This window comes from Kocuria sp. WRN011, assembly GCF_002295155.1.
Classification (GTDB): Bacteria; Actinomycetota; Actinomycetes; order Actinomycetales; family Micrococcaceae; genus Kocuria; species Kocuria carniphila.
In genome coordinates this window covers 61,108-72,198 of record NZ_NSGI01000013.1, presented here as the reverse complement: position 1 = coordinate 72,198, position 11,091 = coordinate 61,108, and the positions used below count along the sequence as shown (strand labels likewise).

13 protein-coding genes and 1 pseudogene are annotated in these 11,091 nt (G+C 61.7%); 7 read left to right on the top strand and 7 right to left on the bottom strand.

Annotated elements, in window-relative coordinates; translation table 11 throughout:
• Window positions 1–319 precede the first annotated feature (319 nt).
• Window positions 320–1,431, top strand: a pseudogene (locus CKW39_RS14690) (IS110 family transposase).
• Window positions 1,432–1,714: 283 nt separating this feature from the next.
• On the opposite strand, the gene CKW39_RS14685 reads toward CKW39_RS14690, so the two are convergent.
• A complete protein-coding gene (locus tag CKW39_RS14685) occupies window positions 1,715–1,930 on the bottom strand; it encodes a type II toxin-antitoxin system ParD family antitoxin (RefSeq protein ID WP_095798860.1) in 216 nt (71 codons plus the stop codon).
• Window positions 1,931–2,048: 118 nt separating this feature from the next.
• Here CKW39_RS14685 and CKW39_RS14680 point away from each other — a divergent pair, with 118 nt between their 5' ends.
• The 5 genes from CKW39_RS14680 to CKW39_RS14660 all read left to right on the top strand — a co-directional run bounded on the left by CKW39_RS14680 (window position 2,049) and on the right by CKW39_RS14660 (window position 5,278).
• Window positions 2,049–2,654 carry a DJ-1/PfpI family protein gene (locus CKW39_RS14680; RefSeq protein WP_095798859.1) on the top strand — a complete coding sequence of 202 codons (606 nt, stop codon included), beginning with the start codon at window positions 2,049–2,051 and terminating at the stop codon, window positions 2,652–2,654.
• Window positions 2,655–2,693: 39 nt separating this feature from the next.
• Window positions 2,694–3,044 carry a DUF2200 domain-containing protein gene (locus CKW39_RS14675; RefSeq protein ID WP_095798858.1) on the top strand — a complete coding sequence of 117 codons (351 nt, stop codon included), beginning with the start codon at window positions 2,694–2,696 and terminating at the stop codon, window positions 3,042–3,044.
• 26 nt (window positions 3,045–3,070) lie between these two features.
• Window positions 3,071–3,745 (top strand): DUF899 domain-containing protein, encoded by a 675-nt coding sequence (locus CKW39_RS14670; RefSeq protein ID WP_095798857.1) that lies wholly within the window; start codon window positions 3,071–3,073, stop codon window positions 3,743–3,745.
• Window positions 3,746–3,837: 92 nt separating this feature from the next.
• Window positions 3,838–4,956: a sorbosone dehydrogenase family protein gene (locus CKW39_RS14665; RefSeq protein WP_095798856.1), complete on the top strand. Its 1,119-nt coding sequence runs from the start codon at window positions 3,838–3,840 to the stop codon at window positions 4,954–4,956.
• A gap of 124 nt (window positions 4,957–5,080) precedes the next feature.
• The gene (locus CKW39_RS14660; protein ID WP_095798855.1) at window positions 5,081–5,278 is read left to right on the top strand and encodes a hypothetical protein; all 198 of its coding nucleotides are present in this window, start codon (window positions 5,081–5,083) and stop codon (window positions 5,276–5,278) included.
• 36 nt (window positions 5,279–5,314) lie between these two features.
• Here CKW39_RS14660 and CKW39_RS14655 read toward each other — a convergent pair whose 3' ends face one another.
• The 3 genes from CKW39_RS14655 to CKW39_RS14645 are packed head-to-tail and all read right to left on the bottom strand — an operon-like array spanning window position 5,315 to window position 8,332.
• On the bottom strand, window positions 5,315–6,298 hold the full coding sequence (locus tag CKW39_RS14655) for an ArsA family ATPase (RefSeq protein ID WP_095798854.1): 984 nt from the start codon (window positions 6,296–6,298) through the stop codon (window positions 5,315–5,317).
• On the bottom strand, window positions 6,289–6,633 hold the full coding sequence (locus tag CKW39_RS14650) for a cory-CC-star protein (protein WP_371514808.1): 345 nt from the start codon (window positions 6,631–6,633) through the stop codon (window positions 6,289–6,291). The genes CKW39_RS14655 and CKW39_RS14650 overlap by 10 nt, the downstream gene beginning before the upstream one ends.
• Window positions 6,617–8,332, bottom strand: coding sequence for a carbon starvation protein A (locus tag CKW39_RS14645; RefSeq protein WP_095798853.1), 1,716 nt, complete (start codon window positions 8,330–8,332; stop codon window positions 6,617–6,619). The genes CKW39_RS14650 and CKW39_RS14645 overlap by 17 nt, the downstream gene beginning before the upstream one ends.
• 214 nt (window positions 8,333–8,546) lie before the next feature.
• Between CKW39_RS14645 and CKW39_RS14640 the strand changes: the two genes are divergently transcribed.
• The gene (locus CKW39_RS14640) at window positions 8,547–9,170 is read left to right on the top strand and encodes a pyroglutamyl-peptidase I (RefSeq protein ID WP_095798852.1); all 624 of its coding nucleotides are present in this window, start codon (window positions 8,547–8,549) and stop codon (window positions 9,168–9,170) included.
• On the opposite strand, the gene CKW39_RS14635 is transcribed toward CKW39_RS14640, so the two are convergent.
• From CKW39_RS14635 to CKW39_RS14625, 3 genes are read right to left on the bottom strand one after another with little or no spacing between them, the layout of a single operon-like run.
• The gene (locus CKW39_RS14635; RefSeq protein WP_095798851.1) at window positions 9,164–9,928 is read right to left on the bottom strand and encodes an ABC transporter permease; all 765 of its coding nucleotides are present in this window, start codon (window positions 9,926–9,928) and stop codon (window positions 9,164–9,166) included. The genes CKW39_RS14640 and CKW39_RS14635 overlap by 7 nt on opposite strands.
• Window positions 9,925–10,710 carry an ABC transporter ATP-binding protein gene (locus tag CKW39_RS14630; RefSeq protein WP_095798850.1) on the bottom strand — a complete coding sequence of 262 codons (786 nt, stop codon included), beginning with the start codon at window positions 10,708–10,710 and terminating at the stop codon, window positions 9,925–9,927. The genes CKW39_RS14635 and CKW39_RS14630 overlap by 4 nt, the downstream gene beginning before the upstream one ends.
• Entirely contained in the window at window positions 10,710–11,084 is a 375-nt protein-coding gene (locus tag CKW39_RS14625; protein WP_254049456.1) for a DUF1048 domain-containing protein, read from the bottom strand. The genes CKW39_RS14630 and CKW39_RS14625 overlap by 1 nt, the downstream gene beginning before the upstream one ends.
• Window positions 11,085–11,091 lie beyond the last annotated feature (7 nt).

Here is an 11,091-nt window from a genome sequence, read left to right as displayed (position 1 = left end):
AGCGGTCAACGCGTGTCTCTCGACCGGGCGGCAACACCCCCCGGACCATGGATGGCAGGGCAACAAAGCCATACCCGGCCGAGCGACCAGACCCCCCGACTATCGGGGGTACTCACAAGGTAACGGGTTAGTCACCGGGGTCGGTACTGGTTCACACAGACGGCTAATAAAGCACGACCCATCATGTGGGGCTTTGTAACGTGGATGCGGGTCAGTGTTCCATCTGGTCACCTCACCCAACACTGTCACGAAGAAGGTGACCACTATGGAACACCAGCTCTATCTCGGAATCGACGTTTGAAAGACCGCCCACCACGCCATTGGCCTGAGCGCTGAGGGCACTGTTGTGCACGACAAGCCTCTTCCGCAATCCGAACCCAAGATCCGGTCGCTGCTCAAGACTTAGCCACCGCCCACAGGCATGTGCTGGTGGTTGTGGATCAGCCCAAGACCTTCGGTGCCCTAGTGATCGCCGTAGCCCAGGACCTAGGGATCGAGGTGGTCTACCTGCCCGGACTGACCATGCGCAGGGCCGCTGACCTGCGCCCGGGCCGGGCCTAGACCGACGCCCGCGACGCGTTCATCATCGCCAGCACTGCACGAGCCCTGCCCCATACCTTGCGGGGATCACCGTGGCCGAGGAAGACATCGCGGAACTGGCGATGCTGTGCGGCTTCGATGATGACCTCACCGCCCAGCTCACCCAGATCCACCCCGCTTTGAACGGGTGCTGGGCCCACGACTGGCCCACCCGGCGGTCATCGTCTTGTTGGCCTGGTATTCCTCCCCGCAGCGGCTCTAAAGAGAAGGCTGCGGCCATGCGCGGACCCTGCTAAAGAAGCACGCACCCCGGTTAGCGGAGAAACTCACCGAAGAGATATTCACAGCCTTGGCCGGACACACGGTGAACGTCACGGGCACTTCGGCTGCGGAGAAGATCATCGGGCGCCTGGCCGAGCAACTTAAGCGACTGGATGCCCAACGGGCAAAGATCGAAACCGAGATCCTCACGGTGGTCGATTCTCACCCTCTCACCTGCCTCCTGACCTCGATGCCCGGGGTAGGGTCAGGTCAGCAGCACGGATCCTCACCGAAGTCGTAGGCAAGGACTTCGCCACGGCAGACCATTTGGCTTCTTATGCCCCAATCGCACGCGTGACCAGACGATCCGGGACCTCGATCCGTGGAGAGTCGCCCTCGAGACGTGGGAACAAGACTCCCAAACGGGCTCTATTTCTCTCAGCTTTCGCTTCGATCAACGCCAGCCCGGCTTCCAGGGCCTACTACGACCGTAAACGAGCACAAGGCAAACGCCACAACCAAGCTGTGATCGCACTGACTAGAAGACGAACCGACTTCCTCTACGCGATGCTGCGAGATGGAACCTTCTACCAAGAACCGACCACACCAACCGTGGCCCTAGCCGCTTGACGAAAACCATAGAAGCACCCCCCTGACGGATGTAAGGACTCTCGCCGCGAGGTACCCGCATGGACGTCCTCCCAACATTGCGGGTGGTATCTTCGGCGACCGCACCAGGACCATCGGTTGGGATGAAAAATGGGTCTTGGAACTTTATGGTTCCGAGCCCATTTGTGGTGTCTGTGGGCGAGGGTTCAGTACATCAAATCTGCGCGTCGGAATACGACGCGGTGATCCTTCATGCTCCTGGGGTTCGCTTCGCTGAAAGATGAGCCCGAATCTCATCAGGAGTCTAGACATCCTCGGGGTTTGAGTGGAGCGCACCGCAAGTTTCTGCCACTTCGTTACGCAGCCATTCTTCGACTGCCTGGTCTCGGGCGAAGAGGGCGCGAAGACCATCCCGAATGACTTCACTTTCGCTCGCGTATGCCCCTGAATTCACACGATCCCTCAACGCATCCGCCATCTCATTTGGCAGCGTGATGCTCAGTTGTCTCGTTGTCCGCATAATCGACCTCCAGATCTGAGTGGGACTAAATCCTACTCCAGCGCACCCTCACCATCTAGGTCCAAGGCCGCAAACGGACCCCATTGACAATGGGCGGCCATGGGGTCACCGTTCTTCCATGACACGTACCGCGCACGTACTGCTCATCGACCAGGTTGCCGATTGGGAAGCCGGTCATCTGCTGGCGGAGCTCAACACGGGTCGCTTCATCGGAGAGCCGTGGAAGGTGATCAGCGTTACGGCGTCTGATCAGCCTGTCTCGACCATGGGTGGACTGAAATGGTTGCCCGACATCACGATCAATGACCTAGACCCAACCAAAGGTGACTTATTGATCATGCCCGACGACGTCGGATGGCATCCGGGCCAAGAAGAACCCTTCGTCTCCAGTGCCAAACAATTCCTCGATGCCGATGCGCCCGTTGCCGCAATCTGGGGTGCCACCGAGGCATTGGCACGCGCCGGCCTGCTCGACAAGCGGCACCATACCGCAGCCGCAAAGGTGGCACTTGAAGCCACCGGGTACAAGGGCAGCGATCGCTATCTTGATCAACGAGCCGTAGCAGCAGATGGACTACTAACGGCCGGACCGCAGTCTCCAGTCCAGTTCGCTCGTGCGACGCTCGGAATGCTCGGACTCATATCCGATGAGATGCTCGAAGCTTATGAAGCTCTATTCCACCGAGGTGATCCGTCAGCATTCCCAGTGCTGATGTCCATCTAAACTCGGAGCGATCCCGCCGCTCAAACCTCAGAGGACCCCATGGCCCAGCACCGCATCTACACCACCAGCTTCGCCAGCGTGTACCCGCACTACGTCACCAAGGCGGAGCGCAAGAACCGCACCAAGGCAGAGGTCGACCAGGTCATCTGCTGGCTCACCGGCTACTCCCCCGAGCAGCTCCGTACCCAGCTGGACAACGAGGTCGATTTCCAGACCTTCTTCGCCGATGCCCCGGACATGAACACCAATCGGTCTCTCATCAAAGGCGTAGTGTGCGGTGTACGAGTTGAAGATGTTGAAGAACCCCTCATGCAGGTAATCCGTTACTTGGACAAGATCATCGATGAGCTCGCCAAGGGCAAAGCAATGGAGAAGATCCTGCGCAGTTAGCTCAACCTGAGTGAAGAGTCCGACCAATGACTACCAACGACAACTGGCCTCCGATCGTCGACCGCCATACGTGGAACGACGCCCGAGCGGTCCTGCTTCAGCAAGAAAAAGCTCTCACCCGCATGAAGGACTCGATCAGCGCGGCTCGTCGCCGAATGTCCATGATCGAGGTGAGAGCTGACTATGCGTTCGAAGGACCAGAAGGAACCATCACCCTGCTCGACCTATTCGACGGACGCCCTCAGCTCATCGTGCAGCACTTCATGTTCGGTCCGGATTGGAAGGAAGGGTGCGATGGCTGCTCGATGATGGCCGAGCACATCGGCCCCTTGTCTCACCTGCACGCGCGTCGGACCTCATTCGTCCTCGCTTCACGAGCACCGTTGGATCGACTGCTGGACTTCCGCCAGCGGATGGGATGGGACCTCCCCTGGTACTCAACCGTTGGAGATCAGTTCAACACTGATTTCGGAGCCACCGTTGACAACGAAGAACGGCAAGCGGTCAGCGTGTTTCTCTGGAAGGGCGACCGCGTCTTCCACACCTGGTCCACCCAGGGGCGCGGGGAAGAGACTTTCATGCAAGTGTTCGACCTACTGGACCTCACCCCTTACGGTCGCCAAGAAGATTGGGAAAACTCCCCAGCTGGCACACCACAGGAACCGACCTATTCGTGGATGCGGCTTAGCGACAGTTACTAATCCCGGAAGCGTTCGAACTGTCCGACTTACCTTTGAACGCCGCCCGCCAGCACTACACTCGGAACACGCCTGGGCCCCGGAAGGACCGCAGCATGGTTCCCACATCGCGCACCACATCCACCGCCATTCTCCTGAGCGGTTTACTCCTTCTGACCTCCTGCGGTAACAACGGCGACCCGCCGCCCGAGCCCGCCTCCAGCGAGACGTCCGCTGCGGCGACGTCGCTGGGTGAACCGGAGACCGTGACCGAGAATCTGGACGCGCCCTGGTCGATCGCCTTCTACAACGGCACTCCCCTGGTCAGTGAGCGCGATTCGGCCCGAATCCTCGAGCTCGACGACGCCGGCCAAGCTCGTGAGGTCACGGTGGTTGAGGACGCCGCACCGCGCGGCGAAGGCGGCCTGCTGGGCCTGGCCGTCCACGAGAACTACCTCTATGCGTATTTCACGGCCGAGAACGAGAACCGCATCGAGCGGTTCAGTATCTCCGGCGACCCGGGCAGTCTCACGCTGGGCCACGCCGAAATAATCCTGGACGGCATCCCTGCGGGTAGTACCCGCAATGGCGGGCGCCTCGCCTTCGGCCCGGACAACATGCTTTACGCAACGGCAGGAGACGCCGGCAATCGCGAGGATGCTCAGGACCGAGAATCACTGTCCGGAAAGATCCTGCGCCTGACCCCGGAGGGCGAGGTACCGGAAGACAATCCGTTCCCCGATTCCCCGGTCTACAGCTACGGGCACCGCAACCCGCAGGGGCTGGCTTGGGCGCAGGGCGGCACGATGTACGCCAGCGAGTTCGGTCAGAACACGTGGGACGAGCTCAACGTGATCGAATCCGGCGGCAACTACGGCTGGCCGGAGGTCGAAGGCATGGGCGACAACGATGAGTACATCAACCCCGTCCAACAGTGGGAACCGTCAGAGGCAAGCCCCAGCGGGATAGCCATCCTGGGCAACTCTCTCTTCATGGCCAATCTGCGCGGCGCACGGCTCCACGAGATTCCGCGGGAGAACACATCCCACTCCGTGTCGCATCTAATCGACGAGTACGGGCGGCTCCGAGATGTCACCGTTGCCCCGGACAGTTCCCTGTGGGTGATGACCAATAACACGGACGGGCGTGGCAATCCCGCACCGGAGGATGACCGGATCCTGAGCTTCACCCCACCTACCGAGCAGTCCTCGGGAGAGGAATCGCCCGGAAGCTGACTTCGCCCGGCACACGCACCTCGGGTCCGCGGACCCTTATGTGACGAACGGTTGCGGAAACCTTGGATCACGCCCCCGCAACGGCCAAGCTGGATTCAAGAAAGAACGCCATGGAAGGCCCGTCATGACCTCATCCGCCATTCGCCCCGCAACCCACCAGGTGCCGCCGCTCAGCGGTACGAAGCCGCTCGGCACCCTGCGTGCGCGGCTCCGCGAGTTCTTCACGGCATCCAGGTTCACCGCGCAACGCGCTGCCCAGGACCAGCCGCAATTGGCCGCGGTCGATCACCTGTGTGTGGCGGACACCGGTTCCTGGGTCTGAACCACCAACCGCGTGCGGTCCAGCGGCTCAATGCCATCAGGCCAACAGGTCCGCAAACTTCCCGATTGCCTGTTCACCCATGAGCTCTCCGGGCAACAACGGCAACTCCGTGCTGGGTAGTGCTTTCAGCTCGGATGTCATCAACTCCAGAGCCGAGGCCTCCAGCTCCCGGCGCCCCGCGAGGAACTCCCCCGCATCCGCCGGCGAGCGCCTGTTGACCACCAGCCCACCCACGTTCACTCCGGCGGTTTTCAACTGATCGTAGAGCTGCGCCGATTCCAGCACCGGCATCCGTTCGGCGTTGGTTACGATCACGAACGACACCAACGATGCATCCCGCAGTGTGTCCCGCAGCGTCTCGAAACGAGACTGACGCCGCAGAAGGATCCGCCGGATCCGGAGATCCCGCTCGATCAACGGATCCTGGCCACGAGTCTCCACCAGGTGATCCCGGTTGGTGTCGTGCTCGAGACCCCGAACGGCGGCGGCGAACTTCTCCGACTTCTGCCGGTTCCGCAGCAACCCCTCGACCCAGGAGTTCATGATCTCCGGCAGTGCCATCAACCGCGCAGTGTGCCCTGACGGCGCCGTATCGAACACCACCAGGTCGAAATCGCGCAGTCCAAGGACCAGAAGGTCCGCGATCCGTTCCAGGATCGCGGCCTCATGTGTTCCCGGGGCCTGCCGGGACAGTTCCAAATGCCGAGACACCTCCCCGCGCAGGTTCTCCGGCATCACCGAGTAGAGGGTCTCCCCCACGGCAGCCAGGTGTTCCTCCACGGTGGCCTCCGGGTCGATCTCCGTGCCGTAGAGGTTCTCCCGCAGCTCCACGATGTCCGAACCAATGGACCGCTGCCACAGGTGCCCCAGGTTGTGCGCCGGGTCGGTGGACACGATCAGAACGCGACGGCCGGCGCGGGCGGCCGCGAGCGCCGTCGTCGAGGCCACGGACGTCTTACCCACCCCGCCCTTGCCTCCGAAGAACAAGGCGCGGCGTGATTGTGCAAGGTTCAGCAGCATGAGATCTCATTCAGCGGCGAGCGTTCCATGCCCATGCGCGTGTGCCATTCATGGAAGTGTTCATAGACCACGGGGAGCAGCTCCAAGGTGTAGTAGCTCGCGGGATTAGGTAGCCCGAGCGCTTCGGAGAGCACGAGCATCATGAATAGGTCGTCCTGATCGCGCTTGGCGCGTTGGAACGAGCGTCGGTACGGGGCCGCGTAAAAGTCCTGCAGCCCCGCCGAAAACCGGCGGCCCAGTTCGAACAACCGGGACCGCCCCGGCCGCTCCTGCTCACGAGAGGCAGGAACGGAACCGGGGCGGGCGGCGTCGTGCGGGTTATCGGCGTTCTGCACCCGCGGGCTCCTCAGCCAACTGGGGATCGTCCGTGAGATCCGGACCTTCCTTTCGGGCCTTGCCGATGGCCATGGCGGCCTCGAAGATCACCCAGATCGCGGCGACCAAGATAATCACGTCCAGCACCACGAGCAGCCAGTTGCCCGCGGCGTAGAACTGGCCCAGCTGCACGATGAGCGCATACACGGTCATGATCAGCACGAACACCAGCGGGATCACCACCGGGAGGATCGTGCGGCGCAGGCGCACAAGCATCACGGTGATGATGGCCAGGGTGAGCGCGGCCATCAGCTGGTTGGTGGTACCGAACAGCGGCCAGATCACCATGCCGCCCGCACCGGAACCGGTGATGTCAGCGCCGAACGCCAAGCCCATGCCGCACACCAACACGATGATCGTGGCAACCACGGTGTTGACCTTGAACTTCATGAGGCCGCCGATCTCCTCGACCACGTAACGCTGCAAACGCACGCCGGTGTCCATGGTGGTCGCGGCGAACAGCACGGCCATGGTCGCGAGCACGGTTGCCGAGAGGGACTCGGGCAGGCCGATTCCGCTGTTCAGAATCGAACCACCGGCCTGCACGAAGGCGACGACGCCGCCCTGGTTGAACGCGGAGTAGGTCTCCTCCCAGCTCGCGAGCGATTCGAAGCCGGCAGTCACGGCGATGATCGTACCGAGTGCCAGCAAGCCTTCGCCCACCGCGCCGAAGTAACCGACGAATCGAGCGTCGGTTTCCTTATCCAGCTGCTTGGAGGAAGTACCCGAGGCCACCATGCCGTGGAAGCCGGAGATCGCACCGCACGCAATGGTCACGAACAGAAGGGGAACGATGCTCGGGGTGTCCGGCGGGAGGTTGGTGTTGTAGGCCGGTGCCACGATCGTGGGGTTGGACAACAGGATCGCCCCGTAGAGCAGACCCAGGCCAATGAACAGCTGCAGACCGTTGATGTAGTCACGCGGCTGCAGCAGCATCCACACCGGCAGCAGAGACGCAATGCCCGCGTACACGAAGAGGATCAGAACCCAGAACGCCCCGGCGGACATGCCCAGGATGGTTTCGGGCAGTTCCACGGGTACGCGGTCGCCCACCAAGATCAATGCGTACAGTGCCACGACGCCCACGATGGAGACGAGCACCAGGTTCCACTTGAACTTGTAGATCGCCTGACCGATAAGCAGGGCCACCACGATCGCACCCCACACGGGGATCACGGAGGTCGGCTGGCTGACCAGCAAGTTGGAGATCACCGTGGCAAACGCCGCGTTGACCATCAGCAGGAGCAGGAAGATCACGACCAGGAACAGGTTGCGACCACGATGGCCGATGTAGCGCCCGGACAGCGTGCCGATCGACTGTCCCTTGTTCCGGATGGAGGCCCACAAGGCGCCCAGGTCGTGCATGCCCGCGAAGAACACGGTGCCGAGGGTGACCCAGAGGAAGGCCGGAGCCCAACCCCAGATCACCGCCACCGCGGGACCCACGATGGGTGCGGCACCCGCCACGGAGGTGAAGTGGTGTCCCCACAGCACGTATTTATTGGTCGGCACGAAGTCCACGCCGTCGCGGAAATCGTGGGCCGGGGTGACGTTGGCGTCGTTGAGCCGGTAAAACTTTCCACCGAGGAACTTGGAGTACAAGAAGTATCCGGCCAGGATGATGGCTAAACCGACCAGTGTCAGAACAATTGAGTTCATGCCAGCAAGTCCTTCTGCAGGGACCTGATTCGCACGAACCGCGCTGTCCCGGCTGTCGTTGGTGTGTCGGGCAGTCCCGGGTGTTGTGCCTGGATCACGGCCTCCCCGGAAGCTTCAGTTTAGCTAGCTGTGATTTGGCTTACAGTGCAGCCTGGTCGGGTGGGAGTGTCGTCACCCCATCATGACGGCTTGCCCCGCCCGATACCGTGGGCACATGAAAATCCTCGTGACCGGGTTCGAACCCTTCGGCCAAGACGCCGAGAACGCCAGCGGCATGGTGGTCGAACGGTTGCGCGACCATTCGTGGGGCGAGAATCTCTACGTTGTCACTGCGACCCTCCCCGTCACCTGGGCCGGCTCGGTGCCCGCGCTCCTGGAGGCCATCGAAACCCACCGGCCACACGCCGTCGTCGCCCTGGGTGAGGCCGGCGGCCGCGCCGTCGTGACGCCCGAGCGGCGCGCCAGGAACCTCGGTCACGGCAGGATTTCCGACAACGACGACGCCGCGCGGCCGCCTTCCCCGCTCGACGACGGCCCCGACTGGCTCGAGTCACGCATCGACCCCGAATCATTGATCAAGGTGATCAGGTCGGTGAACGTCCCGGCGGAGATTTCCAATGACGCCGGCGCGTTCCTGTGCAACGCCGTCTACCGCGCTCTGCTGAATGAGACCGATCTGCCCGGGACGTTCGTTCACGTACCCGCGGTACGAACGCAAGGAACCGCCACGGTGGGCCGAGAAACGGACCCGACCGCGGCGGCGTCGTTGACAGAACTATCGGTAGACCAACTGGTTGACGCTATTGCAGCGTGCGTTCGGCAGATTTCACGTCACTGACTGATCTTCTTCTTGTAGATCATCACCGCACCGATCATGGCTGTGACCAGAATGCCCAGACACCAGGCCACGGCCACCCAGATGTCGCTCCCCACGGACTGTTGGGTGAAGAGATCACGGATCGTGTTGACGATCGAGGTGACCGGCTGGTTCTCGGCAAAGGCGCGTACCGGTCCCGGCATACTGCCTGTGGGCACGAACGCGGAGCTGATGAACGGCAGAAAAATCAACGGGTACGAGAACGCACTCGCGCCGTCCACGGTCTTGGCGGCGAGGCCCGCGATGACGGCCACCCAGGTCAGCGCCAGGGTGTACAGGGCCAGGATCCCCACGATTCCTAGCCACGCGAGGACTCCCGCTCCGGAACGGAAGCCCATGAGAACGGCCACACCCACAACGATCGCCACGGAGATCAGGTTGGCGGCCAACGAAGTGAGTACGTGAGCCCAAAGAATTCCCGACCTGGCGATCGGCATGGACTGGAACCGTTCGAAGATCCCGTTCTGCGAGTCCATGAACAGCCGGTATGCCGTGTAGGAAATGCTGGAGGCAACCGTGATCAGAAGAATGCCGGGAAGCATGTAGTTCACATCGCTCTGGGACCCGGTATCGATGGCACCGCCCAGGATGAAGACGAAGAGCATCATGATGGCGATCGGCATGATCGCGGTGGTGATGATCGTGTCGATGCTTCGAGTGACATGACGCATGGTCCGTACGGTGAGCACCGCAGTGTCACTGAAGAAATGCGTGGTCATAGCGAAGCCTTCTTGTCCTGATGATTGCCACCGACAAGGGCGAGAAAGATGTCCTCGAGTGACGGTTGTTTTTCAACGAATTCGACTGTGGGCGCGGGCAGCAAGGCTTTGAGTTCGGTGAGGGTCCCGTTGACAAGAATGCGGCCCTCGTGGAGGATCGCGATCTGATCGGCGAGCTGCTCGGCTTCGTCCAGGTACTGCGTGGTGAGTAGCACCGTAGTGCCCTGGTGGGCGAGCGCTTTTACCGCGTCCCACACCTCGATGCGGGCCTCCGGGTCCAGACCCGTGGTCGGTTCGTCCAGGAAGATCACCGGCGGGTTGCCGATGAGACTCATGGCAATATGCAGCCGACGCCGCATACCTCCCGAGTAGGTCCCCGCCCTTCGTGAGGCGGCCTGGTCCAAAGAAAAGCGGTTGAGCAAGTCGTCCGCGATGACCTCGGGATTCTCGAGGTGACGCAGCCTGGCCACGAGTACCAGGTTCTCCCGCCCCGTGAGGATCTCGTCCACGGCGGCGAACTGGCCGGTGAGGCTGAACGACTCGCGCACCTCAGGTGCCTGATGAGCGACGTCGAAGCCGTTCACACGGACATTTCCCGCGTCGGCTTTGAGCAGTGTCGCGAGGATCTTCACGATGGTGGTCTTGCCGGAACCGTTCGAACCGAGCAGAGCTAAGATACTGCCCCTCGCCACGTCCAAATCCACGCCACGCAACACCTCGAGGTGCTTGTAGGACTTTTCCAATCCTCGAATCCGGATGGCCGGGGCTGTCGAGGTGGGCATTAGTCGGCCCTTCCCTCTGCTTCACCGTTGTCCCCGGTGGCCTGGTTGATGGCCTGGATCAGACGATTGCACTCCTTCTGGACCCATTGGCCCTCCGAGTAGTTCTGAAGGAAGATTTCGGCGAACTTCACTGGGTCGTCTCCAACCACTTCACGAACGGGCGTGCCGTCCGTGGCGCTCTGCTCGAACAAATCGAGTAGGTCGTCGAGCATTCGCAACATCATGTTCCCGTCCGAGATCGCACCGAAATACATCAGGTAGCGCTCCAACGCATCAATGGCTGTGCGGTAATGGTTCGGGAGCTTCTGCTTCCGATTCTTGTAGTCGCAGTAGCGCTTCTTGTCCTCAACGCTCCGGTGACCTTTTCGATCCACTGACTTC

Coding starts and splice junctions, on each gene's coding strand:
- CKW39_RS14685 (WP_095798860.1), bottom strand. CDS start 1,930: ATGCGGACAACGAGACAACTGAGCATCACGCTGCCAAATGAGATGGCG.
- CKW39_RS14680 (WP_095798859.1), top strand. CDS start 2,049: ATGACACGTACCGCGCACGTACTGCTCATCGACCAGGTTGCCGATTGG.
- CKW39_RS14675 (WP_095798858.1), top strand. CDS start 2,694: ATGGCCCAGCACCGCATCTACACCACCAGCTTCGCCAGCGTGTACCCG.
- CKW39_RS14670 (WP_095798857.1), top strand. CDS start 3,071: ATGACTACCAACGACAACTGGCCTCCGATCGTCGACCGCCATACGTGG.
- CKW39_RS14665 (WP_095798856.1), top strand. CDS start 3,838: ATGGTTCCCACATCGCGCACCACATCCACCGCCATTCTCCTGAGCGGT.
- CKW39_RS14660 (WP_095798855.1), top strand. CDS start 5,081: ATGACCTCATCCGCCATTCGCCCCGCAACCCACCAGGTGCCGCCGCTC.
- CKW39_RS14655 (WP_095798854.1), bottom strand. CDS start 6,298: ATGCTGCTGAACCTTGCACAATCACGCCGCGCCTTGTTCTTCGGAGGC.
- CKW39_RS14645 (WP_095798853.1), bottom strand. CDS start 8,332: ATGAACTCAATTGTTCTGACACTGGTCGGTTTAGCCATCATCCTGGCC.
- CKW39_RS14640 (WP_095798852.1), top strand. CDS start 8,547: ATGAAAATCCTCGTGACCGGGTTCGAACCCTTCGGCCAAGACGCCGAG.
- CKW39_RS14635 (WP_095798851.1), bottom strand. CDS start 9,928: ATGACCACGCATTTCTTCAGTGACACTGCGGTGCTCACCGTACGGACC.
- CKW39_RS14630 (WP_095798850.1), bottom strand. CDS start 10,710: ATGCCCACCTCGACAGCCCCGGCCATCCGGATTCGAGGATTGGAAAAG.